The sequence below is a fragment of the Pseudomonas sp. HLS-6 genome, from assembly GCF_002753995.1.
GTDB lineage: Bacteria > Pseudomonadota > Gammaproteobacteria > Pseudomonadales > Pseudomonadaceae > Aquipseudomonas > Aquipseudomonas defluvii.
In genome coordinates, this window is record NZ_CP024478.1 from 2,345,984 (window position 1) to 2,369,223 (window position 23,240).

The 23,240-nt window shown below is 58.4% G+C and carries 31 protein-coding genes; 25 read left to right on the forward strand and 6 right to left on the reverse strand.

The window, feature by feature from the left end:
- Positions 1-25 precede the first annotated feature (25 nt).
- From CS390_RS11125 to CS390_RS11230, 22 genes are all read left to right on the forward strand, one after another.
- Positions 26-283 (forward strand): hypothetical protein, encoded by a 258-nt coding sequence (locus CS390_RS11125; RefSeq protein ID WP_099774409.1) that lies wholly within the window; start codon positions 26-28, stop codon positions 281-283.
- Between the two features lie 2 nt (positions 284-285).
- Positions 286-837: a hypothetical protein gene (locus tag CS390_RS11130; protein WP_099774411.1), complete on the forward strand. Its 552-nt coding sequence runs from the start codon at positions 286-288 to the stop codon at positions 835-837.
- Positions 838-839: 2 nt separating this feature from the next.
- Entirely contained in the window at positions 840-1,223 is a 384-nt protein-coding gene (locus CS390_RS11135; protein WP_099774412.1) for a head-tail adaptor protein, read from the forward strand.
- Positions 1,201-1,725 (forward strand): hypothetical protein, encoded by a 525-nt coding sequence (locus CS390_RS11140; protein ID WP_099774414.1) that lies wholly within the window; start codon positions 1,201-1,203, stop codon positions 1,723-1,725. Before CS390_RS11135 ends, CS390_RS11140 begins: the two co-directional genes overlap by 23 nt.
- A 57-nt stretch (positions 1,726-1,782) precedes the next feature.
- Entirely contained in the window at positions 1,783-2,382 is a 600-nt protein-coding gene (locus CS390_RS11145) for a hypothetical protein (RefSeq protein ID WP_099774416.1), read from the forward strand.
- Positions 2,379-2,552 (forward strand): DUF2635 domain-containing protein, encoded by a 174-nt coding sequence (locus CS390_RS11150; protein ID WP_083199776.1) that lies wholly within the window; start codon positions 2,379-2,381, stop codon positions 2,550-2,552. The genes CS390_RS11145 and CS390_RS11150 overlap by 4 nt, the downstream gene beginning before the upstream one ends.
- Positions 2,549-4,048 carry a phage tail sheath subtilisin-like domain-containing protein gene (locus tag CS390_RS11155; protein WP_099774418.1) on the forward strand — a complete coding sequence of 500 codons (1,500 nt, stop codon included), beginning with the start codon at positions 2,549-2,551 and terminating at the stop codon, positions 4,046-4,048. The genes CS390_RS11150 and CS390_RS11155 overlap by 4 nt, the downstream gene beginning before the upstream one ends.
- 57 nt (positions 4,049-4,105) lie before the next feature.
- A complete protein-coding gene (locus tag CS390_RS11160) occupies positions 4,106-4,453 on the forward strand; it encodes a phage tail tube protein (RefSeq protein WP_099773777.1) in 348 nt (115 codons plus the stop codon).
- Positions 4,453-4,767 (forward strand): phage tail assembly protein, encoded by a 315-nt coding sequence (locus tag CS390_RS11165; protein ID WP_099773778.1) that lies wholly within the window; start codon positions 4,453-4,455, stop codon positions 4,765-4,767. The genes CS390_RS11160 and CS390_RS11165 overlap by 1 nt, the downstream gene beginning before the upstream one ends.
- Positions 4,768-4,896: 129 nt before the next feature.
- On the forward strand, positions 4,897-7,038 hold the full coding sequence (locus CS390_RS11170) for a phage tail tape measure protein (RefSeq protein ID WP_218195297.1): 2,142 nt from the start codon (positions 4,897-4,899) through the stop codon (positions 7,036-7,038).
- Entirely contained in the window at positions 7,035-8,405 is a 1,371-nt protein-coding gene (locus CS390_RS11175) for a DNA circularization protein (RefSeq protein WP_099774420.1), read from the forward strand. The genes CS390_RS11170 and CS390_RS11175 overlap by 4 nt, the downstream gene beginning before the upstream one ends.
- 3 nt (positions 8,406-8,408) lie before the next feature.
- Positions 8,409-9,521: a phage baseplate assembly protein gene (locus tag CS390_RS11180; RefSeq protein ID WP_099774422.1), complete on the forward strand. Its 1,113-nt coding sequence runs from the start codon at positions 8,409-8,411 to the stop codon at positions 9,519-9,521.
- A complete protein-coding gene (locus CS390_RS11185; protein ID WP_099774423.1) occupies positions 9,518-10,009 on the forward strand; it encodes a phage baseplate assembly protein V in 492 nt (163 codons plus the stop codon). Before CS390_RS11180 ends, CS390_RS11185 begins: the two co-directional genes overlap by 4 nt.
- 7 nt (positions 10,010-10,016) lie before the next feature.
- Complete coding sequence (locus CS390_RS11190) at positions 10,017-10,412, forward strand: phage GP46 family protein (RefSeq protein WP_371917257.1); 396 nt, start codon at positions 10,017-10,019, stop codon at positions 10,410-10,412.
- On the forward strand, positions 10,402-11,439 hold the full coding sequence (locus CS390_RS11195) for a baseplate J/gp47 family protein (protein WP_099774425.1): 1,038 nt from the start codon (positions 10,402-10,404) through the stop codon (positions 11,437-11,439). The genes CS390_RS11190 and CS390_RS11195 overlap by 11 nt, the downstream gene beginning before the upstream one ends.
- Entirely contained in the window at positions 11,430-12,032 is a 603-nt protein-coding gene (locus CS390_RS11200; protein WP_099774427.1) for a YmfQ family protein, read from the forward strand. Before CS390_RS11195 ends, CS390_RS11200 begins: the two co-directional genes overlap by 10 nt.
- Positions 12,033-13,625: a hypothetical protein gene (locus CS390_RS11205; protein ID WP_099774429.1), complete on the forward strand. Its 1,593-nt coding sequence runs from the start codon at positions 12,033-12,035 to the stop codon at positions 13,623-13,625. It begins immediately after the preceding gene.
- Between the two features lies 1 nt (position 13,626).
- Positions 13,627-14,061, forward strand: coding sequence for a phage tail assembly chaperone (locus CS390_RS11210; protein WP_099774431.1), 435 nt, complete (start codon positions 13,627-13,629; stop codon positions 14,059-14,061).
- 40 nt (positions 14,062-14,101) lie between these two features.
- Positions 14,102-14,596 carry a glycoside hydrolase family 104 protein gene (locus tag CS390_RS11215; protein WP_099774433.1) on the forward strand — a complete coding sequence of 165 codons (495 nt, stop codon included), beginning with the start codon at positions 14,102-14,104 and terminating at the stop codon, positions 14,594-14,596.
- The gene (locus tag CS390_RS11220; RefSeq protein ID WP_099774435.1) at positions 14,593-15,123 is read left to right on the forward strand and encodes a lysis system i-spanin subunit Rz; all 531 of its coding nucleotides are present in this window, start codon (positions 14,593-14,595) and stop codon (positions 15,121-15,123) included. Before CS390_RS11215 ends, CS390_RS11220 begins: the two co-directional genes overlap by 4 nt.
- 125 nt (positions 15,124-15,248) lie before the next feature.
- Entirely contained in the window at positions 15,249-16,472 is a 1,224-nt protein-coding gene (locus CS390_RS24955) for a ubiquitin-like protein (protein ID WP_157767135.1), read from the forward strand.
- Positions 16,473-16,586: 114 nt separating this feature from the next.
- Positions 16,587-16,790: a hypothetical protein gene (locus CS390_RS11230; protein ID WP_099774437.1), complete on the forward strand. Its 204-nt coding sequence runs from the start codon at positions 16,587-16,589 to the stop codon at positions 16,788-16,790.
- Between the two features lie 489 nt (positions 16,791-17,279).
- Here CS390_RS11230 and CS390_RS11235 read toward each other — a convergent pair whose 3' ends face one another.
- From CS390_RS11235 to CS390_RS11245, 3 genes are all read right to left on the reverse strand, one after another.
- Positions 17,280-17,732, reverse strand: a complete 453-nt coding sequence (locus CS390_RS11235; protein ID WP_099774439.1) for a hypothetical protein — start codon at positions 17,730-17,732, stop codon at positions 17,280-17,282.
- Between the two features lie 452 nt (positions 17,733-18,184).
- Positions 18,185-18,493, reverse strand: a complete 309-nt coding sequence (locus CS390_RS11240) for a hypothetical protein (RefSeq protein ID WP_256587604.1) — start codon at positions 18,491-18,493, stop codon at positions 18,185-18,187.
- A gap of 310 nt (positions 18,494-18,803) precedes the next feature.
- On the reverse strand, positions 18,804-19,418 hold the full coding sequence (locus tag CS390_RS11245; protein ID WP_371918248.1) for an RBBP9/YdeN family alpha/beta hydrolase: 615 nt from the start codon (positions 19,416-19,418) through the stop codon (positions 18,804-18,806).
- Positions 19,419-19,474: 56 nt separating this feature from the next.
- Between CS390_RS11245 and CS390_RS11250 the strand changes: the two genes are divergently transcribed.
- A complete protein-coding gene (locus CS390_RS11250) occupies positions 19,475-19,933 on the forward strand; it encodes an Lrp/AsnC family transcriptional regulator (protein WP_099776646.1) in 459 nt (152 codons plus the stop codon).
- Positions 19,934-20,374: 441 nt separating this feature from the next.
- Here CS390_RS11250 and CS390_RS11255 read toward each other — a convergent pair whose 3' ends face one another.
- A complete protein-coding gene (locus CS390_RS11255; protein WP_065757889.1) occupies positions 20,375-20,587 on the reverse strand; it encodes a hypothetical protein in 213 nt (70 codons plus the stop codon).
- Between the two features lie 309 nt (positions 20,588-20,896).
- On the opposite strand from CS390_RS11255, the gene CS390_RS11260 reads away from it, so the two are divergent.
- Positions 20,897-21,214, forward strand: coding sequence for a DUF2513 domain-containing protein (locus CS390_RS11260; RefSeq protein WP_065757797.1), 318 nt, complete (start codon positions 20,897-20,899; stop codon positions 21,212-21,214).
- Between the two features lie 156 nt (positions 21,215-21,370).
- On the opposite strand, the gene CS390_RS11265 is transcribed toward CS390_RS11260, so the two are convergent.
- The gene (locus tag CS390_RS11265; protein ID WP_099774441.1) at positions 21,371-22,210 is read right to left on the reverse strand and encodes an oxaloacetate decarboxylase; all 840 of its coding nucleotides are present in this window, start codon (positions 22,208-22,210) and stop codon (positions 21,371-21,373) included.
- A 114-nt stretch (positions 22,211-22,324) separates the two neighbouring features.
- Positions 22,325-22,672, reverse strand: coding sequence for a hypothetical protein (locus CS390_RS11270; protein WP_065757799.1), 348 nt, complete (start codon positions 22,670-22,672; stop codon positions 22,325-22,327).
- Between the two features lie 257 nt (positions 22,673-22,929).
- Between CS390_RS11270 and CS390_RS11275 the strand changes: the two genes are divergently transcribed.
- Complete coding sequence (locus CS390_RS11275) at positions 22,930-23,130, forward strand: hypothetical protein (protein WP_065757800.1); 201 nt, start codon at positions 22,930-22,932, stop codon at positions 23,128-23,130.
- Positions 23,131-23,240 lie beyond the last annotated feature (110 nt).

Below are 23,240 nucleotides of genomic sequence, written 5' to 3' on the forward strand. Positions count from 1 at the left end.
ATGACTCAGTTTAGGGGAGCATCCCATGTCCAAAGTTATCGTTACCTTTGAAAAAAACTGGCGCGGTTACGCTGCCGGAGAAACTGCAGGCTTTGATTCCAGCGTTGCAGATAGCTTGATTGAGGCAGGCTACGCCATTGAGGCTGACAAGAAGGCTTCAAAAAAGGGCAAGACTGGTGCGAATAGCAATGCACCCAGTGCGGCACCGAGTAGTGCCGGAGCAGATGAGTCCGGTACCGGTAGCAAGCCAGGTGCGGAATCGGATGCTGATGGGAAGCCCTGATCATGGCGCGCCGTATCGCCTACACGGGGCCGCCTGTGCTTACGCTGGAGCAGGTTGCGTATCAATGTCGGGCTGAGCCGGAAGATCTGCAATCAGAGTTGATCGAGCAGATCATCATTCCCGGTGTTACCGCGCAATGCGAGTCGAAAACTGGCGCCGCGATTCGGGCTGCCCTGTACGAAGAGGACTGGCCTGAGCACTACGCCTCGGGGCACTCGCTGGATATTGGGCAGGTAACACAGGTTGAATCAGTTCACCTGCTGGACGACGGTGAAAGCCCTGAGCTGTTTTCCGGTGCGGTTGAGGTTCGTTCCAGTGGGCGGGAAAGCTATCTGCATTTCCCTGGTGGCCGGCCATCAGGTGCTCTGCGTATTCGATACCGTGCGGGCGTGAACATTGAGGCCTACCCCGGAGTGTTGAGTTGGTTGCTGATGGCGGCGGAAACGGTATTCACCCACCGGGGGCTTTTGGTCATCGGGCAAACGCTGGCCGAAGTCCCGGCGAGTTTCGTCGACCACCTGTTGGCGGATATCACCGTGCCGCCGAGGTTCTAGCCATGGCGATCAGAGAGCCTTCCTCGGGCGAGCTTCGCGCTCGCATGGCTGTTCGAGTTCGTGTCGACAAGCCAGCAGGCGCCGGCCTGGCGCCTGAGTTCACCCACGTTTGCAACCGCTGGGTAAAGGTTGAGCCGCTGGGAACGGCGACCTATGCCAATGCTCAGCAAACCGGCAACAAGATCACTCACCGCCTTTACTGCCGTCACATTCCGGGTTTGGACTCTGCGCATGAACTTGTTTGGCATGATCGGGTGTTTCGCGTCCGCCGGCCAACCGATCTGGCGGGGCGCATGGTGTGGTCGGTGATCGAAGTTGAGGAGCTGGGGCCAGATGGTCCGCCGGCCAACGAAGGGGGAAGCGATGAGCAATTCGGTTTCCGTTGATGGTTACCTGCATATCGAAGGCTTTGAAAAGTTCGACTTTGAAGCCTTCAACAAGCGCAAGGTTCGGGCAGGCATGCGCAAGGTTGGTGCCTTGGTTACTGGCCGTGCGCAGATGAACCTGGCGCTTGGCGGTGGGCAGGCGGGCTACCCAGAAAGTCGAACCGGCGCGACGGTCGATTCGATCAGCTACAAGGTGTCGCGCTCTGGCTTTCTGGTCCGTATTGCGCCGACCAAGACCGAAAGCATGGAAGAGTTCTATCCCGCGTATCTGCACTATGGGGTGCGGCTTGGGTCCAGGCCTCGGGCGCTTGCCCCGGGTAAGGGGCGTGGCAAGAGTAATCGCCGTGCCAGTGGCCAGCGGCAGGCGTTGGTGGCTGCCCGGAAAGGAAACGGGTGGCGCATCACGCCGCGAGACAACTACATGACCGATGCCTTGGCGGATACCAAGGCGGACGTCCAGCGCATCTTGCGGCAGACCTTTGCCGATGCGTTTTTGAACTGACGCCCCAGGCGCCGCCCAAGCCCCGTAATGGGGCTTTTTTGTGCCCGAGAGGAAAGCATGCGAATCACCCCAGTGATCGAGCAACTGAAACAGCGCTGCCCGTCTTTTGAAAGCCGGGTGGCGGGCGGTCTGGATTGGGACCCGGTAAAGGGCAGTGCGCTGATGAAGCTGCCTGCAGCGTATGTGATCCCCACCGGTGACGGGGCCGATGAGCCGGAGCAGCAGAACGTCATTGTTCAGCAGGTCAGGGACGCCATTGATGTGTGCGTCGTACTGAAGAACTACGACGAGCGCGGGCAGCAGGTTGCCGACCAGTTGCATTTGGTTCGGGCCAGTCTCTGGCGTGCTCTGGTTGGGTTTGAGCCTGATAAGGATTACGGGCAACTGCTGTATGACGGCGGGTCTTTGCTGCTGATCGACCGTGATCGGGTGGTTTACCGGTTCCGGTTCTTTGCTGACTTCCAGCTAGGCAACTTAACCATTGGGTCTGGTACCAGCCCGGAAACGTGGCAGGCATGCACGCTGCTGGGCCTTCCTCCGCTGGAAGGGGTCGACACGTCGTTCGACTTTATCGACCCCGTGGTCGACCGCAATGTCGCCCCCGAGGGGCCTGACGGGCGTATCGAAATCAAAACCCGAGAGGACTTATCTCAATGACTCAGATTTACCTGAAGCCGGTAGCGGGGCGTGACAACCCGATGCCGGAGAAGGGCGGCGAACTGCTGCCCGAAGAGGGCGCCTATGTGCCCCGCAACGCGTACTGGGTGCGCCGCCTGAATGCGGGTGACGTGGTAGAAGCCAAGCCCAAGAAAGAGGCCAAGGTATGAGCGTCGGTTTCAGCAACATTCCGTCTGATATTCGTGTCCCGCTGTTCTACGCCGAGGTTGATAACTCGATGGCGAACAGCGGCGCCGGTGCCGGACTTCGCCGCCTGATCATTGGCCAGGTCAACGACAACGCCGATGCCGCCGAAATCGGTAGCCTGGTGCTGGTGTCGCGTACCTCTGAAGCCATTGCCATCGGCGGCGCCGGCTCGATGCTGGCCGCAATGCACCAAAAGCACCGCGCTATCGACATTGCCGGTGAGGTCTGGTGCCTGCCGTTGAAGGTCGACACCGGCGTGGCAGCGACCTGCAGCGTTACCGTAACGGGCAACGTGACAGCGGCGGGCTTGATCAATCTGTATGTGGCTGGCCAGCGTGTGCGCTCTGCCGTGGTTGCCTCGGCGTCGGCTGAGGCCGTGGCCACCGGCTTGGCGACCAGCATCAACGCCGCCACTGAGCTGCCTGTTACCGCTATGGCTGCAGGCGCTGTCGTGACGCTGACGGCAAAGTTCAAGGGTGACCTCGGCAACGACATTCAAGTCGAGCTGAATCGCCTGGGCCGCGTCAATGGTGAGGTGACACCGGCAGGCCTGGTGCTGGAAGTCACTGCCATGACTGGCGGTGTCGGTTCGCCTGACATGGCCATGGCGCTGGCGGCGCTGGGCGATGAAGAGTTTGAGTTCATTACCCAGCCCTGGACCGACAGCGCTACGCTCGATGACTGGAAAGAAGTCATGGATGACAGCGCCGGTCGCTGGTCGTGGGCCAAGCAGCTCTATGGCCATGTGTACAGCGCCAAGCGCGGTACGCTCGGCCAGTTGGTGGCGGCAGGGCGCTTGCGCAATGACCCGCACATGACGATTCACGGCTTTGAGCCCGGCGTGCCCCAGCCCGTCTGGGAGGTCGCGGCGCAGTGGGGGGCACGCACGGCGGTGTTCATCAGCGCGGACCCGGCTCGGCCCACGCAGACCGGTGTGTTGGGGGCTATTGCTCCCGCTGCTGCGAGCGACCGTTTCATGCTGTCCGAGGCGGATTCCCTGCTGAAAAGCGGCATCGCTACGGCATCGAGCAGTGGCGGCGAGTACCGCATTCAGCGCGCCGTGACGACCTACCAGCGTAACGCCTTCGGCCAGCCGGATGACTCCTATCTGGACAGCGAAACACTGCACCAGTCGGCGCACGTTATCCGCTACCTGCGCAGCCGGATTACCAGCAAGTACGGGCGCTGCAAGCTGGCCAACGATGGCACCAACTTCGGTGCTGGCCAGGCAATCGTCACGCCGCTGGTGATCCGTGGCGAGCTGATCGCGGCGTACCGCGAGCTGGAGCGCGCCGGGATCGTTGAGAACACCGAGCTGTTCAAGGCGCAGCTGATTGTCGAGCGCGACGCGAGCAACCCGAACCGCCTGAACGTGTTGTTCCCGCCGGACCTGGTCAATCAGTTGCGCGTGTTTGCGCTGCTCTATCAGTTCCGCCTGCAGTACGAAGACGCGGCGTAACCCTTCCACATCCACCCCGGCCCGCCTTGTGCGGGCTTTTTTATGGGAGATCCCTTTATGGGTCAGAAAGTCGCGGGCACCTGTTACATCAAGGTCGACGGCGAGCAGTTGACGATTACCGGCGGCGTTGAGGTGCCGTTGTCCAAGTTCAAGCGCGAGACGATTACCACGGGGGTGTTCAAGGAAGAAGACCTGACGCCCTATGTGTCGGTCGATGCGGTCAAAACCCCGGGTTTCCCTCAGGCGAAGCTGGAAAACGGCACCAACATGACGGTCACCGCCGAGTTCAAGGACGGCAGTTGTTACGTGCTGTCCGGTGCGTATGTGGTGGACGAAATGAAAATGTCTGCCGATGACGCAAAGGTTGCGATCAAGTTCGATGGTATTTCTGGAGACTGGCAATAATGAGCACTACTACCCATAAGTTGGCCGTACCGATTCAGGCTCACGGTGATCAACTGACCGAACTGACCCTGCGTCGCCCAACCCCTCAGGAAATTCGCAACATCAAAGTGTTTCCCTACGTCTTGGGCGAAGACAATCGACCAGTTGCCGAAACTGAAGCTGCATCGAAGTACATTGCTGTGTGTGCCGGCATTCCCCCCAGCTCGGTTAACCAACTGGACATTTTCGACCTGAACACACTGGTGTGGATGGTCATTGGTTTTTTCCTGAAGCCGGCGACGAAAGCCCCCGATTCCGAAGCCCCGAGCAACTGACCGAGTTGGTCTATGACCTCGCCTGGTTCTGGAAAGTGAACCCGAACGAGGTCATGAACTGGCCGTTAGACCAGTTGTTTGAGAGTGAAGAAAACGCGTGGCGAATCCAGGCGATGTTAGGGGGCGGCAATGGCGGATAAGTTCCAGCTAAAGGCGCTCATCACTGGCGTCGACAAGTTGTCGCCGGTGTTGAGTGGGGTGCGCAAGAACGCAGCCGTTCTGCGCAAGCAGTTGAATAGCTCAGGCCTCGGCAAAATCACCTTCATGGATGCGATTCAAGGGGGTGCCATTGCGACCCCTTTTGTCATGGGGGTTCAGGCTGCCATCGGCTTTGAAAGCGCGATGGCCGACGTCAAGAAGGTCGTCAACTTTGAGACGCCGGCCCAGTTCAAGGAAATGAGTGAGGACGTGCTGAGCATGTCCGAGCGGTTGCCGATGGCTGCCGAAGGCATCGCGCAGATTGTCGCGGCGGGTGGTCAGTCGGGTATCGCCCGGGAAGACCTGAAGCAGTTTGCTGAAGACGCGGTGAAAATGGGTGTCGCCTTCGACCAGACGGCTGACGAATCCGGCAAGATGATGGCAACGTGGCGCACGGCGTTCCGCTTGACCCAAGATGGCGTGGTAGAGCTGGCAGACCAGATCAACTACCTGGGGAACTCTGGGCCAGTCAATACCAAGCAGCTGTCCTCGATCGTGACCGAAGTGGGGGCGCTGGGTGAGGTAGCGGGCTTTTCCTCGGCGCAGATCGCAGCGATTGGCGCCACGATGGTCGGCGTGAAGCAGGATGTTGCGGCTACGGGCATCAAGAATTTCATGCTGGCCATGACAAAGGGGACGGCTGCGACCAAGTCACAAGCCGAGGCCTTCAAGTCGTTGCGCCTGGACTCCAAGAAAGTCGCGGAGGGCATGCAGAAGGATTCGCAGGGCACCATGCTAGACCTGCTCAAGCGGATTTCCGAAGTGGACGCGGCCAAGCGTCCGGCGCTGCTGACCAACCTGTTCGGCAGTGAGTCAGTGGCGGCAATTACCCCGCTCTTGACCAACTTGCAGCTGTTGAAAAGCAATCTGGCCAGTGTTGGGGATTCGACGAAATACGCCGGTTCCATGCAGGGAGAGTACACGTCTCGGGCGGCTACGACGGCAAACGCTCTGCAGCAGTTGAAGAACCGCGTGACCCGGCTGGGCATTACGGTCGGTTCTGTACTACTGCCGCCGCTTAACGACTTCATGGCGACGGTCGGGCCGATCATCACCGGCGTGACCCAGTTGGCCGGCGCGCACCCGTGGCTGATCAAGAGCATCATCGGCGCAGCGGTCGGCTTCACCGTGTTGCGCTTGGCCACGGCGGGGGCTACTGCAGCACTCGTGCTGATGGATGGCGTGGCAAAAATGAGCGTTATCGGCCTAGTTGTGCGTGGTGTTGCGATTGCAGCGGGTGTGCTGATTGCGAACTGGTCGACTGTGGCGCCTTTTTTTTCGGCGCTATGGGAGCTTATCAAGGCATATACAGTGCCCGCCTGGGATGTCTTCAAGGCGTTCGCTTCCTGGACGCCGCTAGGCATGATCATCGAAAACTGGGAGCCGGTATCCAAGTTCTTCAAAGATCTGTGGGATACGGTCAGTAAGTACATCGAACCCATTATGAAATTCATGGGGATGGATGACGGCGGCGAGGGCATCACGGCCAAAGTTCAGCGCGCCGCTTATGCCAAAAACCAACTAAACGGCGAGGTCTTGGGGCAGGGGGATGGCGCCTTGTTGGTGGCCAACGCAGGCGCCCAGGCCGCCGCTAATCAACAGGCCATGGCCGCTCGGTTCAGCATTCCATCTACTGGTGATTTGCTAAAAGCGCCAGTGCCTGGAAGCCTGAATGAGCCGATTGCTCAAGCCCCTGAGTTGATGCCAGAGGCCACGAGGGTGGCCAGCCTGATGCGTAACCCTGCCAATCAGCCGTTGCCCGGCATGGCGCCATTGGCGTTGGTTAGTGTGGTACCGGGTACTCAGATTGCTCAGGCTTCGGGTACTGGTCGACCAAGTCTAAGCGCGGGTGGCTCGGCCTTGCCTGCAGGAAGCCTGCCGCAAAGCCGTGGCTCGTTGGTTCAGGCTGCTGCTGCGACAGCCGCGGCTCGCACCGAACTGGAGGGGTCAATGGTGGTGCGCTTTGAAAATGCACCGCCGGGCATGCGTGTTGATCCTGCGAAGACCAATCAACCTGGGCTGTCGGTAAGCCCGTCAGTCGGTTATCGCTCATTGGGTAGGGAGGCAGGATGACGACGTGGCGCGATCAACTGCACCCGGCTTCGTTTCGCGGCGTGGCGTTTCTGGTCGACAGTGACGCTACGCCAGTCGGGCGGCGGGTGCAGGTCCACGAATACCCCCAGCGGGACAAGCCGCTGGTGGAGGACATGGGCAGCAAGACCCGCGAAATCAAACTGACGGCCTTTATCGGCGGTGACGATTGCCTGGATCGGCGGGACGATCTGCTCAATGCCCTGGATAAACCCGGGGCGGGCGAGCTGGTACATCCGTGGTTCGGGCGCTTGCTGGTCACCGCCGGGGATGGCTGCCAAGTTTCGCATGAGCGCCGCGAGGGCGGCATCGTGCGGTTTGAGCTGGTGTTTATCGAAGCCGGGGAAAAGGGCTACCCGGTCGGGGTGCCGAAGGCATCTCGGCAGGTAGAGGCGTCCAGCGAGAGCTTTCTGGAGTCCGCGCTGGCCCGCTACAAAGCTGCAATGGCGGTGGTCAATCGGGCACGCATGGCGGTCACGGCACTGCAGAACAGTATCGCCGGGATTCAGATGGCGATTCAGCGGGAGTTTAGCCAGGTGCTTGGCCTTGTCAGTTCGGCTGAGGCGCTGGCCGACATGCTGATCAATGCCCCGGGTAATTTCTCGGCCATGATCCGGGCGCAGTTTTCCAGCGTGGGTGGCAGCACTCGGTCGTCGGGTTACAGCTGGTCGCCGTCGTCCAGCAGCTCGGCCACGGTGGCGGCTGACCCTGAATTTGCCAATACCGTGGCGCGCCTGGCGAGCACCGAAGAGGTCTTTTCGGGGTTCGTGGATTCAGGTCGTGGCATCACGTCACAGCTTGAGCTGGCCCGGCAGTTGATGGCCGAGCAGCAGTTCGATGACCTGATGACCAACCCGCCGGGTGGGCTGGCGACAGCCGCTGCCGTCAAGGCGGCACGGGAGTTGATGCGTGATGCCTTGATCGTCAAGGCAGTGCGGGCAGCGGCACTGATGCCGGTGGTGTCGGCGCCTGCCGTACTGCCCGGTGTTCCAGCCTTGGTGCAGCAGGTGGCGTCACCCCTGGGGCGGCCAGAAGTACCGGCAGCAGATGACGTGATTAGCCTGCGTGATGGGCTTAGCGCGGCGCTGTGGGAGGCCGGGCTGTCGGCATCGCATGAACACTTTGAGCTGATCGAGGCGGTGCGAAAGCACGTTAAAGGGCATCTCTCCGAGGTGGCCCGCTCTGGCGTTCGCCTGGTTGAGATTGAGCCCAAGGAAAGCCTGCCCGCGTTGGTGCTGGCCTATCAGTGCTTTGGCGACGCATCCCGCGCCGCTGAAATCGTTACGCGTAACAAGGTGCCGCACCCGGGGTTTTTGCCTATCGGTGTGCTGCACATCGCCCAGGAGTAACCCATGGACCCGTTAAACGCTGTCACGCTGCGCGTGAACGGCCTGGATTATCGCGGCTGGAAGAAAGCCAGCATCAGTGCCGGCATCGAGCGACAGACCCGAGATTTTTCGCTGGATGTGACGTGGCGCTGGCCGGATCAGGCCGAGGAAATCCCGGTAAGGCAGGGCGACTTCTGCGAGGTGTTGATAGGTGATGACCTGGTGCTGACTGGCTGGGTCTTCGCCACCCCGGTGAACTACGACAGCAAGACGGTGAACCGGGCGATCAGCGGGCGTTCGCTGACGGCTGATCTGGTCGACTGCTCGGCGATCAATCAGCCCGGGCAGTGGCGCGGCCAGAGTGTGCAGCAGATCGTTCAGAGCCTGGCCGAGCCTTACGGGGTCAAGGTGCTGAGCCAGGTGGCCGAGACTACCAAATTGGCTGAGCACAGCATCGAGCCCGGGGAGACGGTGTTTGAGTCGATAGACCGGCTGCTAACGCTGTCGCGGCTGCTGTCCACCGATGACTCCCGGGGGCGCCTGGTGATCATCAACCCGGGCAGCGCGGGGCGGGCGGTTGACCGGCTGGAACTGGGCCAGAACATCCTGACCGGCTCGGCGTCGCTCGACTTTTCCGGGGTGTTCTCCGACTACAAGGTTGTTGGCCAGCGTTCGGGCACGGATGACGAACACGGCGCCAAGGCCTCCGAGGTACAGGCTGAAGTCACGGACCCGCGTGCGGCGCGTAAGCGGGTGCTGATGATTCACGAAAGCGGCCAGATGACCCCCGGCCTTGCCGAGGCGCGGGCGAACTGGGAGCGCGGCAGCCGCATGGGTAAGGCGCTGACCCTGCAGTACAAGGTGCAGGGCTGGCGGCAGTCGAACGGGGCACTGTGGCTGCACAACATGATTGTGCGGGTGGTCGACCCTTGGGTCGGTATCGACCGCGACATGCTCATCAGTGAAATCCAGTACAGCCTGGATGAGAGCGGCACCGTGGCCAACATCACGGTGGCCCCGCCGGACAGCTTCGACCCTGAGCCGAAAGACCCGTACAACAGCCGCAAGCTCAAGAAAGGCGGCAAGGCGGACAACTTTGAATACTTGATCCCAGCAGATTGGAAGCCCGAGCAATGAGCGGACTAAAACAGATTTTGGCCCGGGGCGTGGTCACGCTGGTCAAGGCCACGAGCAAGATGCAAAGCCTGCAGATGCGCCTGTTGGCCGGTGAAGTGAAAGACGGCATGGAGCACTTCGAGCCCTATGGCTTCACCTCAAACGCGCACCCGGGCGCCGAGGGGATCGCGCTCTTTGTGGGGGGCGACCGTTCGCACGGCGTGGTGGTGTGTGTCGCTGATCGACAGTTTCGCCTGCAGGGGCTGAAAAGTGGCGAGGTGGCGTTGTACACCGACGAGGGCGACCGCCTGCACTTCAAGCGCGGGCGGGTGATCGAGGTCGAGACGCTGACGCTCAAGGTCAAGGCCGACACCGCTGTCGAGTTTGACACGCCGGTGATTCGCACCACGGGCCGTATCGAGTCTGCGGGCGATCAGGTGGCTGGTGGTGTGAGCCAGATGCAGCACGTTCATGAAGGCTCGGACAAAAAGCCAGTGGCAGGAGGGTGATATGCCGCTGATTGAAAGCGACGACACCGACCGGGCTTGGCGTCGGGCAACAGAGATCAGTCTTTTGACCTGGCGCCGTGCAAGCCCTGATGACCCGCTCGATGACGCCCAGCGCTTTGGCTGGTGGGGCGACAGTTTCCCCACGCAGGCCAACGACCGCATTGGCTCACGCCTGTGGCTGTTGCGCCGGCGGACGCTGACGGCGGACACCGAGCGGGATGCTCAAGCCTTCGCCCGCGAGGCCTTGGCCTGGATGCTGGAAGACGGGCGCGTTACGGCCGTGGGCGTAACGACGACACGCGGTGTTGACCGGCTGGCAATGCGGGTGGTGTTGACCTTGCGCGATGGCCGAACCATCGACGTTCCATTTGAGAATTTATGGGTGGTGATCAATGCCGTTTGAAACCCCAAGTTTGCCCGCGCTGATCAGCCGGGCGCAGTCTGACCTGGGCGGCTCGGCCCTGCTGCGATCCGACGCCGAGGTGCTGGCTCGGGTGCAGGCGGCGGCTTCCTTCGGGCGCTACGGGCATCAGGAATACATCGCCGCGCAGATCCTGCCGGACACAGCGGATGAAGACACCTTGCGCCGAATGGCCCGGGTGCGGCTCAAGCGTGACCGCTTGGAGGCGGTGGTTTCCAGTGGTGCTGCGACCTTTACCGGTGCAGCCTCGGCGCTGCTCGATGCAGGCGTGCTGCTGCAGCGTGATGACGGTGTGCGCTTTCGGGTGACGGCCAGCGTTGTCTTGGCCGGTCAGAGCGGTACGGTCAAGCTGGAAGCCTTGGAGGCCGGGCAGTTGGGTAATACCCCAGCCGGTACGGTCCTGCGCTTGATCTCCCCGGTGCTGGGCATCAATGACACGGTGACTGTCGATGCGCCTGGCCTGCAGGGCGGTACCGAACAAGAGAGCATTGAGGGGCTGCGCGCCCGGGTGATTCGCTCGTATCAGGTGATCCCCCACGGCGGCAACCAAGATGACTATGTGACCTGGGCGTTGGAAGTCCCGGGCGTCACCCGTGCCTGGCTTGTGCGGCACTGGATGGGGCCGGGCACGGTTGGTGTGTTCTTCGTCCGTGATGGTGATCTAGACCCCATCCCCAGCGCCGCAGCCTGCGAAGAGGTGCGGGCATACATCGAGAGACAGCGCCCGGTCACGGCTGAACTGTACGTACTGCCGCCCCTGGAAAAGCCGGTTCAGTACGAACTGAAGATTATCCCCGACAGCGGCGCAGTACGCCGGGCAGTGGAGGCTGCCCTGGTCGATCTGCACAACCGCGAGTCGGACCTTGGCGCCGGTCTGCTTTGGACGCACATCGGCGAGGCCCTCAGTGGTGCGCTAGGTGAGCGTGATCATCAGCTGATCAGCCCGGCTGCCGACGTGGTAGCGGCGCGCAACGAGATGCTGACCTATGGGGGTGTGCTGTGGCGATAAGGACCGCCTCCGACTACTACGCGCAGTTACGGGCGTTGCTGCCGCCCGGTCCCGCGTGGGACAAAGAACTGAACCCCGAAGTGGACAAACTGCTGCAGGCCGCCGCCCAGGAGCTGGCCCGGGAGGATCTGCGCGCCGCCGACCTGCTGGAGGAAAGTTTTCCCGAAACCGTTCGGGAGCTGATCCCCGACTGGGAGCGGGTCATGCAGTTGCCTGATCCCTGTTTGGGGGATTCGCCCAAGTTTGAGGATCGTCAGCTGGCGGTGCGCCGCCGTCTGGTCGAGGTCGGTGGCCAGTCACCGGCGTACTTCGTTGAGCTGGCCATCAGTCATGGCTACCCCGAGGCCCGCGTAATTGAGCACCGAGCCCCACGTTTCGGGCGCTCACGCTTCGGTACGGCGCACTTCGGTACGTGGGTCGCGCAGTTCATGTGGACGCTTGAAACCGGGCCTCGGCGCCGCCTTGGTCGCCGGTTCGGCGTGAGCTACTTCGGCGAGCAATTCGGCGGCAATCCAAGCGGCGCCCTGGAGTGTGTGCTGCGCCGTAGTGCGCCGGCGCATGCAGTTGAATTTATTAAGTATGGTGAGGACTGAATGGATTATCCAAAGAGCGTGCCCAATGTCGGCCTGGTGGATGGCCAGTTTGCCGACGAAAACCCCGCAACCGGTCAGGTGGGTTCCCTGATCCCTTCTGCCTGGGGTAACGCGGTCACCCAGGAGCTGCTGAACGTGATCAAGGCGGCAGGTTTTGCGCCTGCCGAAGGTCAGACCAACCAGTTGCTCAAGGCCATTCAGGGGCTGGTGTCTCAGGGCATTAAAAACTCTGTCCGGGTTGCAACCACGGGCGCCATTGCACTGAGTGGCATCCAGACAATCGACGCCATTGTGCTGGTGGCCGGTGACCGGGTTCTGGTGAAGAATCAGGCCAGCGGTGCACAGAATGGTATCTACGTCGTGGCTACTGGAGCATGGGTGCGTGCGCCCGATGCTGACGAAAGCGTCGAGGTGAAGCCGGGCATGCTGGTCGGTGTGGATGCCGGGACGGTCAACGGTGGCTCTGTCTGGCGGCTGTCCAATGCTACGCCGCCAACGCTGGGGACCACGGCACTGACCTTTGAGCAGGTCTTTGGCAAGACCGGGGTAGTTGCGGGTAGTTATAAAAGTGTCACGGTGGGTACTGATGGTCGTGTTACGGGAGGCACTAACCCGACTACCTTGGCCGGCTTTGGCATCACCGACGCCTTTACCAAGGCTGAAAGTAATGCGGCCATGCAGGCGGCAATTGATGCCTTGGTGGGCTCTGCTCCAGATGCATTAAATGCTCTCAATGAGTTGGCAGCGGCCCTGAACAACGACCCTCAATTTGCTACCAATGTGCTAAATCTGCTGGCGGGCAAAGCGGACAAGGGGAACACTCTCGCGGCCTATGGCATCACGGATGGAGTCAAGTCGGCAACGAGTGCCGGTGCGCTTGCGAAGTTCAACGCCATCGTACCAAGCAATTTCTATTTTGGTGCTGGAAGCGCTTCAGCGGGCGCCACCCCGGGCGCACCTCCGGGCAGCTCAAATGGTGCATTAGGCATTATTGCGATTACCCCGCGCGCTGACTTCACCTACTACCTAGTGTTTGAGTACAGCACGACAAAGGCTGTTAGCAATGTTTGGATCGGTCGCTACGCCAGCACGGGTGAGCTGTTCTGGCTGTCGCTTTTAACTGGTGAGTTTGCCACTCAGAGCGATGCTGAGACGGGTACTGACGAAACCAAGCCAATGAACGCTAAGAGGGTGTGGCAGGCCATCACCAAGCGAATCGCCAGCCTGACGCAGGTCAACGACGGTGCAAACGACACCACGATGGTCACTCCAAAAAAGCTGAAAACTGGAGTTGCTTACTCGTTTGGGTCTTCCGGGTACATCGGTCTACCGTCCTGGCTTGGCGGATTCATGGTGCAGTGGGGCCGAGTGAGTGGGGCTGCTGGGTCGGTCGTTCAAGCGTTTCCCACGTCGTTCTCCAGTAACTGCTACGGGGTGATGGGTTGCCCTATCTTGGGCAGCCTGAACCGTGTGGAAAGCCTAAACGTCAGTGCGTTGGCTGCCATGAACTTTACCTGCAGCCGTTCTTACTCTGCCGGTGGTACAGCAGCAGGCTCGGCTACCGAGCACTTTTACTTGGCATGGGGGGTATGACATGAAGTACGCCGTTTTTGATCCTGTTACTTCGGTTCTGATTGGTCGGTTCGACAGCCGGCGCTGTGACGTGCCTGAGGGCGCCATTGAAATCAGCGAAGAGACGTTCCTGCGCTCGATCAATGAGCGTGATGGCCAGTGGGTTCGCAACAGCGATGGGGGCGTGATTAAAATCCCATTCCCAGCTCGCACGGCGGAGCAACTGGCTGATGACGAACGCGCCTGGCGAAATGCTGAAATAAATGCCACGCAGTGGCTTTCCGCTCGGCACCGCGACCAACAGGAAATAGGGGCTGACACCACACTGACGTCTGATCAGTTCCAAGAGCTCTTGGTCTACATGCAGGCGCTCCGCGACTGGCCCCAGTCGGAGCAGTTCCCCGTGATCGAGCACCGACCCGTTGCACCGCCCTGGATCGCCGAACAACACCAATAGAGCCCCGCACTGACGGGGCTTTTTTTCGCCTGGAGAAACCATGGCCAAGATTTCTGACTCCCTGGCTGGCAGCAAGAATGCGCTCGCCTTCCTCGACATGCTGGCGTGGTCGGAGGGTACCTCGACCAGCAAATACACCCGCAACGATGGCTATGACGTGATTGTCGGCGGCCTCAACAGCCCGAACACGTTCACCAGCTATGCCGGCCATCCTGGCGTTCTAGTGACCGTGAACACGAAAGGGCTGAAGTCGACCGCTGCAGGGCGATATCAGCAGCTCCAGCGCTACTGGCCGCACTACCGTGATTTGCTAAAGCTGCCGGACTTCGGGCCCGTCAGCCAAGACAAGCTGGCCTTGCAGCTGATCAAGGAGCGCGGCGCGCTGGCGGACGTACATGCCGGCCGCATTGAGGTCGCGATTTCAAAGTGCCGGAACATTTGGGCCAGCTTGCCAGGAGCGGGCTACGGGCAACATGAGCGCAAGCTGGACGACCTGATCGCCCACTACATTGCTGCTGGCGGGAGGCTGGCATGACCTGGTCAAGAGCACTTGGCGCGCTGGCAGTGCTGGCGCTGATTGGCCTGGCCTTCTGGTCGACCTACCAGCACGGCCGCTCAACCATGGATGCCGAGTGGCGGGCGACGAGTGCCGAACAGGCTGAAGCCTTCCAGCGAGAACGCAACCAGGCCTCTGTGGCCGTTCTCGACTGGCAGGAAGACGAGCAGGAACAGCGCCGAGCGCTTGAAGACCGCCTGCAGGCAAATGACGAAACCCACTACAAGGAACTGCTCGATGCGCAACAACTTCAGGATCGCTTGCGTGACCGCCTTGCTACTGCTGATTTGCGGCTGTCAGTCTTACTCGCCGGCCCCACCACCGCCACGAGTGGTAGCGGTGGGGTGCGAGAAGCCTCCGGCTCCAGCAGCATGGTTCATGGAGGCGCGCGAGCCGAACTTGACCCAGCGCATGCTCAACGAATTCTCGCCATTACCGGCGACGGTGACGAAGGACTAATAGCCCTGCAGGCCTGTCAGGCCTATGTGCACGAGATCGTGCATTGAAATGAAAGGAGCGAGCCGATCACTGAGAGATTGCGGCTGTCTGGGTGATATCGCCGTGCTACTATCGTCGGCTTTTTATTACCCAGTCGGTATCTTTCGTGATGCTCCCTATTGTTCGAGTTTCCATGCTTGCTCGTGCCTTATTGCTAGTACTGGCATGTGTTGTAACCGCACCAGCATTCGCCATGCAGATATTCGTCAAGACCCTCACTGGCAAGACAATTGCGTTGGAGGTGGAAGCTAATGACACGGTCGAGAATGTCAAATCCAAGATTCAGGATAAGGAAGGCATTCCTCCCGACAAGCAGACCCTGAAGTTTGCCGGTAAAACGCTGGAGGAGGGCCGTACTCTTGCGGATTACAACATTCAAAAAGAGTCGACGCTTCACCTTGTGATGGTGCAGGTCGTATTGCAGCCGAGTGGGCTAGATGGACTTGTCCGACAGGCAAGTGACGTGTCAAGACTCGCGGTGGGTTCTGCTGTTTTAGTACTGAGCGGGAACCACGGGCACCCATTGGATTTTCGCGTTGCCGCCGGTAAGCAAAATTGCGCTTGGCTGGCCGGAGATTGGGGCGGGGATGACTTGGGCGGTGGGGGCAGCTCGGTTGGGGTTGCTGAGGTCGGAGGGTGCCAGCGTCTTACGGAAAGCGGCGCGCAGCTTGGGCTTGCAGTAGGTAAGAGCCGTGTACGCGATAGCTCTGGAGGGGCGAATTCCATCAAAGAGCAAGGAACCTACCTGCTGGTGGAGTTCATCGCGCCAGTGACCGCGTTGTCACCTGATCTTTGGTCGACTCTGACCGGGTATTACAACCATGGTGATGCTGACATGCGCCGTGGTTATTCGACGCTTTCAGGGAGCGATGGCTCAAGCGCTACTCCAGGGGTCGATACCGTGGCGTTGCGTAGCCGGTTGGACTGGGACGCTCTATGGCGGCCCATGGGTGTGGAGCTCTCACCCTATGTAGACTTGAACTATGTGCAAACGCGAGTTTCATCCTATAACGAGGCCGGTGGTAGTCAGGTCATGTCGCTGGGTGAACGCAATCACAGCATTTCTGAGCTTCGGCTCGGGATGAATGGCAAATACCTTTTAGCGGATCACCTTGAGTTGCTCGCAGGCATTGAAGGGGTTCGCCGTGTTCATGATGATGCTGACCCGATAGACGCCTATTGGGGGTCGCAGCATTTCCGCCTGGACGCAGAACAAAGCGACCGAGCCTGGATGCGCGGTCAGCTCGGAGTTGCGTGGTTGATGCTGGATAGCCGGTTGATGTTCTTGCTCAATGCCACCAATGAGGGAGAGCAGCCAGCACGCTGGGTGGCTATGAGCTGGACAGGTTCGTTCTGACACGACCGCGACGAACCGTCGCCTCTAGCCCCAAAACCTTTGCCATGAAGGAAAACATTGCCAGGCAAGCCTCACTGCCTATATTTCAGTCTATTAAATGATCTGGATACAGTCATGGACGACCTGGAAGAGAAGATGAAAGCCGGTGAGCCGTTATGGCTGCAGGCAATGGATGCAGTACGCCGATACAACGAAGCCAAAGGCGTTCTCCCTCGGGAAGAGGTTGAGCGCCTTAACCTAGAGGCCGAGTCGCTGATGCAGGCCGTGATTGAGTATCAGCAGCGGGTACTGGGTGGTTTGGTGAATACGTTGCACTGAGGTGGTGTGTGCGGTCGGCAGGATGCCGAGCTAGTAGCCGCTGAAGTCTCGGCCTGCGCTATCCATTGAATCGAAAGAATAGTTTCGTTTTATACTCTGCAGAATAGTTACCGCATAAAAACGAAGGTTTGCTTTCGTTTGGCAGCTCACATCCCCGAGGCTGAGCAGGCCTGATCAATTTCGGGTGATGCCCGGTAAGAGGGGGTGGTGTTCGTTCGGCAGGACGCCGGAGAGGAAGGCAGAGTGATACCAATTCTGATACCAAACTTTGCGTTTTGGTGGGGGGGAGAGGGGAATTTGGCCCAGCAAAATCAACGCATAGACACCCGCTAACACCAATCCCATACGGCATGGTGATGTTAGCGGTGGTGTTTTGTATGCCGGAGGTAAGTAGACCGTTTTATTGTCAGCATTGATCCCCACCCCCGAATAGGTACTGATTGTTGCCACTTAGTCAGGAAAGCGTCTAGTTTCGGCTTATGCTTGTTGCTAGGCTAGTACCGATGATACTGAGGCAGCCATAAGCCGACGGGCCTTTGAAATTTCCAGTTCGTACTTGCCATCAGGCTCATAATAGCGAGCGGCTTCTACAGCAAGGCTAACTGGGCCATAGTAAATAATTGAGAGCCCGCCTTCATTGTATTGGATCATCATAAGGTCATCGACTTTGTCTATTGTTGATTTTCCGATAGGGACGAAGCCGGTCTTTTGCGCTGTAGTCTTTACGCTAACTCTTCGTTCATTTTTACAGATTACGTCGAAGCCATGCTGATTGGTGATGTTTGCGAGAGTACCGCCGACTTTCAGTGCGCAATAAAACTCACCAAGTCGTCCAATCAGATGGCGAACTTCCGTTGGCTTAACGCCAAACTCGGCTGTCTCTAACTGAATTAATTCAAGGTACTTGTTGAAGAGTTGCTGTATGCGGTCCGTCGTTACCATTTGAGCTCTGCTGTGACATTGGGCGCGGAGCCTCAGTACAGCTCCCGAGCGCGTTGCGCCAAGGGCGCTGATATTGTCTTCGGAGGCTAACGTAAGGCAGCCATTCAGTCTACCTTTTGTATTGGCGCTGCGTACATTCTTGCGGATGACGATGTGGTCAGGGTGGCGTGCGTAGGATGGGTGAAATCAGTTCCAAAACTCAGAGTGAGCACCCTTGTAGAATGCGGCTTTCAGGGCGACGGTAGTCTAAAAGTTTTGGAACTGAAAAGCGGCTCAAGGCCGCAGCGGGCGGGATTCTTTCTATCGGATTGCAAATCCGTCTACGCCGGTTCGATTCCGACCTCGGCCTCCATATTTGAAAGCCCCGCAGATTAACGTCTGCGGGGCTTTTTCGTTGTGCGCCGAAAATTACCGAAGTCCCAAAACAAATTAGGCGTAGTCCCAGAACTAGATCACTTGGAAGGCTTCGCGATAGCGCCTATGCGCCGGTATACGCGCTCTGTGATCCCCTCTTTCGAGTGTCCCAGCAGCACGCTTGCATCGCTCAGATCGTTGATCTCCGACGCTGCCTTCGGTCGGATATCGCGGAACTGGAACTGGGCGATCCGGTTGGCGAGGTCCGGCTTTTTCTCGACCTCGGCCTTCACCTTGGCGGCCTCACGGGCGTCCGCCCACCGGTTGCGCAACATAGGCCAGCTCATACGCTTGCCGTGCTCGTTGACAATGAAGAACGGCGAAAGGTGCTCGCTGGTTCTGCGCATGATTCGCTCAAGCAGCAGGCCCAGGCTGTTTTTCGCCCCTCCACTTCCAAGACGTAAGGGTCAATTACGTACCTGACGTGACAAGTAATCAGTCGATCATTCCATTGAATATTGGAAAAACATATTTTACACATGGTATATGCCAGACAGTCTATAACCGCTTCGGGTCAGCTTCTTCCTCTGGCTTACACCCGGTAACCAAGTCAAACGTAAGCCGGGTAATGACATCGGCATTGTCTGTCAGCATCTCAAGATGCTCGCGGACTCGCTCATGCGTGTTCGTTGAGCCTCGCTCTTTAAAGCACATCGTCTAAGGGTTGAATCGAGGCTCAAGAAGCTCTTTCAACAACGCTCTACCTTGAGGCCAATCACCGAACCCATTGGCCGAACTGATATGTCCTTGGTCTCCGATGTTCACCAGACGGCTGCCCCAGGCATCAGCACATCGCAAGCTGAAGTCTGTATCTGCATAGGGGTCATTGGTGCTTGCGACAACAACACTAGGGAATGCGAAACGTTTCAGCTCCAACGGACTAAACCCCAGCGCCTTGTTTGGAAAAGTTGGGCGATCAGGGTCAGGTACGGCAACCAGTAAGGCGGCTCGGATCGCTGTGTGTCTACTCTGCGCCCAATGGGCAACCTGCAAGCAGCCGAGACTATGGGCTACCAACACCGTGTTAGGTCCAGTTCGGCGAATAGCAGCCTCCAGATTATCGACCCATTTTGCGCAAACGGGGCGCTTCCAATCTTGCCCCTCGATACACTCCATAGAGGTATCGCTGTTGGCCCATATTGTTTGCCAATGCCCTGGTCCGGAATTGCCAATGCCTGGTAGAAGCAATATTGAAGGTGTCATTTCTTGTTTCTCGGAAGTGGTGTCCGCAAAATGTAGCGAATGAGGCATCGACCGTGGATGGCAAGTCATTTGAAATGAAGTACCTTTGACCGATGACTCATCGGATTATTCAGCGGGGAGGGCGCATGGGGCTTGATAGCAAAGACCTGCAGATTCTGGAGGCTCTACAAAAAAATGCACGGCAAAGTCTGGCATCGTTGGGTAAACGCATTGGGCTTTCGCAGCCAGCTATGAGCGAGCGAGTCCAGAAGCTTGAAGCTGCTGGTGTCATAGAAGGTTATTGCGCTCGAATAAATTTGCGTAAGGTAGGACTAGGTCTGCAAGCAATCCTACGCGTTCGCACAACCCATCAGCACATCAAGCATTACCTGGATTTATTTAATGACATACCTGAAGTTTTAGAAGCAGACAGGATCACCGGGGAGGATTGCTTCATCGTTCGCTGCGCGTTTTCTCAACCCGCTGACTTGGAGTCCATAGTCGATGCGCTGGCTGTCCATGGTTCAGTCACAACCTCGCTGGTTCTGTCCAATGCTGTACGCAAACCGGTACCTGTACGTTCAATAAGTGGGTCAGACAATTAACTGTCTGCAAGATGGGGTTGTCCATATTTCAAGGTCCTTCCTGTAAGTCCTCCTGCGGGGCTTTTTCGTTGTGGGCTGGAAACCGATAGTCCCAAAACTTTTAGAGGGCAGTCCCAAACTTTCTCATTTTGAGGGCTTTCTGTACTGGGCAACCATGGCAGGGGTGATGGCGTCGATTGAGGCGTTAGAGAAGGGCGGGGATTGGATCGTCCGGCATGGTGTTTCCTCCGTTTCGAAGCAAACGTAGCAGGCACAAAAAAGCCCGGCGCTTGGCCAGGCTCTCTGTAGACGGGGCCAAATCCCTTTGGCTGAACTCATTATGTTCTGACGGTGTTACGAGCGGATGACAGGGCAGTGAAAAGCCCGTAAAGACGGGTCTACTTCGTTTGGTAGTTGCCTGTTGCTGGGGCGTCTGTGGAAACCGGTTTAACGCTTATTTCCTTAGTGCAGTGTCACAGCCCTGCGACTTTCGCCAATCCTGATTCGGTCCAGCGCCCGGTTTAACGCATCCAAGGCATCGAGGAGGGCTTTCGCCTCGGCCTCGCGGCCATCGCCCCAAAGGCGTTCAGCCATTTTGTTCAGGGCCTGAATGGATTTTTCAATGTCAGCAGCGGTTGCTGTGGCGGTGTCTGTTGGCGGCTTCTTTTTCGGCATTTTTAGAGACTCTGCAGCGCCCACAACAATGCCGACCGTCCGGCAATTCTCGTCAAGCGGCTCAATCGGGCATCCAGGGGGCAGCGGCTTCAAGAAAAATCTCCCCTCACATCCTGAAGTATGTCTGGAGAGTCGTGCGTAACCTCGCCATCCCTCATGGCGACAGAGCCAGCCTTTAGCTTGCTGCTACAGAGGGCCGCTTGAGGGCCTATTGCGTTCCCGCTCGGCGGGGAGCATGAAAAACCCGACCACCGCGTCGGCATTTTGTATGTGTTTTCCATCCCTCTGACTATTCTCAACTGACCTGAGATGGCAGAAGAGAACGTGAATATGAAGCGGAATTGGAACTACATCAAGGGCCTTCTTGAGCAAGTTGAACGGGCCAACAGAAAAGGGGTTCTTCAAGAGGATGCCCTGAAGGGAGCGCTAGGCCCGGACATTCATGATCACGCCAAAAAGGAACAAGGGACCCATGCACTCCAGCTCATCATCAAGGAAGCGTTTGTGGAGTACACCTTGGATGCTGCAGGCGTTGAGACGTTGATCTCTCTCACATGGAAAGGCCATGACCTGCTTGACGACATGAGAGCGAACGTTGCCAAGTACGAGTTCAAGTCATTTGGTTAATTCTTATCTTTCTAAGCTCCGTCATCGAACGGGGCTTTTTTGTGCCAAGGAAACACGATTCACTGCAGCCAGGGCAACCTGCGGGGAGGCCTGGGCACTGGTAGCCTGCACACCTGCATAGAGTCGTTCTCTGCCTAGCCTGATTACAACGCAAACCTAGTCAGATTTCCTGGCGGGGGCCATGAGCGAATTGGCCTCTTGGAAGCTGATGGCGTTACTGGCGAAGTTGAACGTCCCCATGGTTTTTACCTCCAGCGCCGCGCGGATAAACTCACCCAGTGCGGCCCGGGCCAATGAACTACCGAGGCTGATTCTTCGGACGCCAACCGCTGCAAGCTCATCCACGGTGAACGTAGAGCCTGCCAAGCCCATCACCACGTTGACTGGTTTTTGTAACGCCTCGCACACCCGCTGGATAGCATTCAAATCGGGCAGGCCGGGGGCGAAGAGGACATCGGCTCCAGCCTGCTCAAATGCAATGAGTCGGCGAATGGTGTCGTCCAGATCATGTACGCCAGCACTGAAGTTTTCAGCACGCGCCACAAATACAAAAGGCAGTGACAGGCTGCGTGCAGCCTCAACACCCGCAATAACTCGCTCCAGCGCATGGTTGAATGCGTAGATTGGCGCTTGCGGGTTACCCGTGGCGTCTTCGATTGAACCGCCAACGAGACCAATTGCAGAAGCCATGCGGATAGTTTCGGAAACCTCCTCAGGTGAGTCTCCAAATCCGTTTTCAAGGTCGGCACTGACAGGTAAATGGGTTGCCTCGACGATGCTTTGAGCATTGGCAAGTATCTCCTCGCGCGACACCGCGCCTTCCGCATCCCGACGGCCCAGGCTAAATGCCAGACCGGCACTGGTCGTTGCCAAAGCCTCAAACCCCATGGACGTCAGAATTTTTGCGCTGCCAGCGTCCCACGGGTTCGGCAGGACAAGGGGGTGTCTGCGCGTATGAAGCGCTTGAAACGCCAAAGCTTTATCCAGGCTATTCATGTAGGTTCCAGTCGTTGGTTTGAGCAACAGCCAGGTAGCCATAGCCGAATCGCTGATGTCGGCGGTGTGCTTCGCTCAGCCAGGCGTAAGCAGCCAGGCTGAGCAGAGCGTCAATCAGGTGCAGTTGCGCAGAGCCTGATAGTCGAAGTCTTTCATCTTCGCCCAACCAAACACTTTACCTGCATCGCGCTCCGGGTCAGCGGCGTCGTAATCAGGAACCGTCAGTAGCTGCACAAAGCCATTTGCTTCCGCGCCAATGGTGAATGCGCTGAACGTCTTCAGGACAGAATTGCCAGCCTGAGCATTGGGTTCGCTGAAAATTACAACGTTTTGCTTGAACTTCAGACTTCCATCTTTGGCAACGGTCGTTTTAGGGTAGACGCACTGGCCAACATTGCTGGATGCAGAGGCCATGGCGGGTCCAAAGGCAGCCAGTGCCGCAACCAGAATAAGCTTTTTCATTCTCGATCCTTGACGCTTTAACGTGGAGTCGCCAAGGCTATCACAGTGATGTCTATTTGATATCTCTTCGGTTCCAACACTCGATGTGAACACCCCAGTGGCATGCGGCCTGTAGGGCTGCTCGCCAGTTCTGATCGCTTCTCGTTGAGTATTTTCACCGCATCCGAAACAGTCCTCAGCCGCTCACCCGGGTGGCTATTTGAGGTTGGATGGGGTATTACGGGTAACCGGCATTGGGCCGGGCCAAGGAGGTTGTTGTGAGCCTGAATCAAGCGCAAGTCGACGCGGTAGAACACCTTCTGATGGCTTTCCTGAAACACTCCGAGAATGCCCAGATTGTTGCGAAGGTGTACGAGGACGCGTATGCGTCCATCATGGGGAGCGATGGGCCGGCAGGCACAGCGGAAAAGATGGCCTCCCTTGAGCACTTGAATAACCTTCGGTTGCAGGCCAAGTAGTCAGCGTTTCCGGCGGGTTCTCAGAGCCTCGCGCTTGCGTAAATGCCCACGCTTGCGCGCCACAGTTGGTGATGCTGTTATGTGTGGCGCGCAACGGCAGCTTTTCGCTA

Bases quoted from the DNA above. Each gene is read 5' to 3' on its own strand.
- CS390_RS11125 (WP_099774409.1), top strand. From the start codon at position 26: ATGTCCAAAGTTATCGTTACCTTTGAAAAAAACTGGCGCGGTTACGCT.
- CS390_RS11130 (WP_099774411.1), top strand. From the start codon at position 286: ATGGCGCGCCGTATCGCCTACACGGGGCCGCCTGTGCTTACGCTGGAG.
- CS390_RS11135 (WP_099774412.1), top strand. From the start codon at position 840: ATGGCGATCAGAGAGCCTTCCTCGGGCGAGCTTCGCGCTCGCATGGCT.
- CS390_RS11140 (WP_099774414.1), top strand. From the start codon at position 1,201: ATGAGCAATTCGGTTTCCGTTGATGGTTACCTGCATATCGAAGGCTTT.
- CS390_RS11145 (WP_099774416.1), top strand. From the start codon at position 1,783: ATGCGAATCACCCCAGTGATCGAGCAACTGAAACAGCGCTGCCCGTCT.
- CS390_RS11150 (WP_083199776.1), top strand. From the start codon at position 2,379: ATGACTCAGATTTACCTGAAGCCGGTAGCGGGGCGTGACAACCCGATG.
- CS390_RS11155 (WP_099774418.1), top strand. From the start codon at position 2,549: ATGAGCGTCGGTTTCAGCAACATTCCGTCTGATATTCGTGTCCCGCTG.
- CS390_RS11160 (WP_099773777.1), top strand. From the start codon at position 4,106: ATGGGTCAGAAAGTCGCGGGCACCTGTTACATCAAGGTCGACGGCGAG.
- CS390_RS11165 (WP_099773778.1), top strand. From the start codon at position 4,453: ATGAGCACTACTACCCATAAGTTGGCCGTACCGATTCAGGCTCACGGT.
- CS390_RS11170 (WP_218195297.1), top strand. From the start codon at position 4,897: ATGGCGGATAAGTTCCAGCTAAAGGCGCTCATCACTGGCGTCGACAAG.
- CS390_RS11175 (WP_099774420.1), top strand. From the start codon at position 7,035: ATGACGACGTGGCGCGATCAACTGCACCCGGCTTCGTTTCGCGGCGTG.
- CS390_RS11180 (WP_099774422.1), top strand. From the start codon at position 8,409: ATGGACCCGTTAAACGCTGTCACGCTGCGCGTGAACGGCCTGGATTAT.
- CS390_RS11185 (WP_099774423.1), top strand. From the start codon at position 9,518: ATGAGCGGACTAAAACAGATTTTGGCCCGGGGCGTGGTCACGCTGGTC.
- CS390_RS11195 (WP_099774425.1), top strand. From the start codon at position 10,402: ATGCCGTTTGAAACCCCAAGTTTGCCCGCGCTGATCAGCCGGGCGCAG.
- CS390_RS11205 (WP_099774429.1), top strand. From the start codon at position 12,033: ATGGATTATCCAAAGAGCGTGCCCAATGTCGGCCTGGTGGATGGCCAG.
- CS390_RS11210 (WP_099774431.1), top strand. From the start codon at position 13,627: ATGAAGTACGCCGTTTTTGATCCTGTTACTTCGGTTCTGATTGGTCGG.
- CS390_RS11215 (WP_099774433.1), top strand. From the start codon at position 14,102: ATGGCCAAGATTTCTGACTCCCTGGCTGGCAGCAAGAATGCGCTCGCC.
- CS390_RS11220 (WP_099774435.1), top strand. From the start codon at position 14,593: ATGACCTGGTCAAGAGCACTTGGCGCGCTGGCAGTGCTGGCGCTGATT.
- CS390_RS24955 (WP_157767135.1), top strand. From the start codon at position 15,249: ATGCTTGCTCGTGCCTTATTGCTAGTACTGGCATGTGTTGTAACCGCA.
- CS390_RS11230 (WP_099774437.1), top strand. From the start codon at position 16,587: ATGGACGACCTGGAAGAGAAGATGAAAGCCGGTGAGCCGTTATGGCTG.
- CS390_RS11235 (WP_099774439.1), bottom strand. From the start codon at position 17,732: ATGGTAACGACGGACCGCATACAGCAACTCTTCAACAAGTACCTTGAA.
- CS390_RS11240 (WP_256587604.1), bottom strand. From the start codon at position 18,493: ATGCGCAGAACCAGCGAGCACCTTTCGCCGTTCTTCATTGTCAACGAG.
- CS390_RS11245 (WP_371918248.1), bottom strand. From the start codon at position 19,418: ATGACTTGCCATCCACGGTCGATGCCTCATTCGCTACATTTTGCGGAC.
- CS390_RS11250 (WP_099776646.1), top strand. From the start codon at position 19,475: ATGGGGCTTGATAGCAAAGACCTGCAGATTCTGGAGGCTCTACAAAAA.
- CS390_RS11255 (WP_065757889.1), bottom strand. From the start codon at position 20,587: ATGCCGAAAAAGAAGCCGCCAACAGACACCGCCACAGCAACCGCTGCT.
- CS390_RS11260 (WP_065757797.1), top strand. From the start codon at position 20,897: ATGGCAGAAGAGAACGTGAATATGAAGCGGAATTGGAACTACATCAAG.
- CS390_RS11265 (WP_099774441.1), bottom strand. From the start codon at position 22,210: ATGAATAGCCTGGATAAAGCTTTGGCGTTTCAAGCGCTTCATACGCGC.
- CS390_RS11270 (WP_065757799.1), bottom strand. From the start codon at position 22,672: ATGAAAAAGCTTATTCTGGTTGCGGCACTGGCTGCCTTTGGACCCGCC.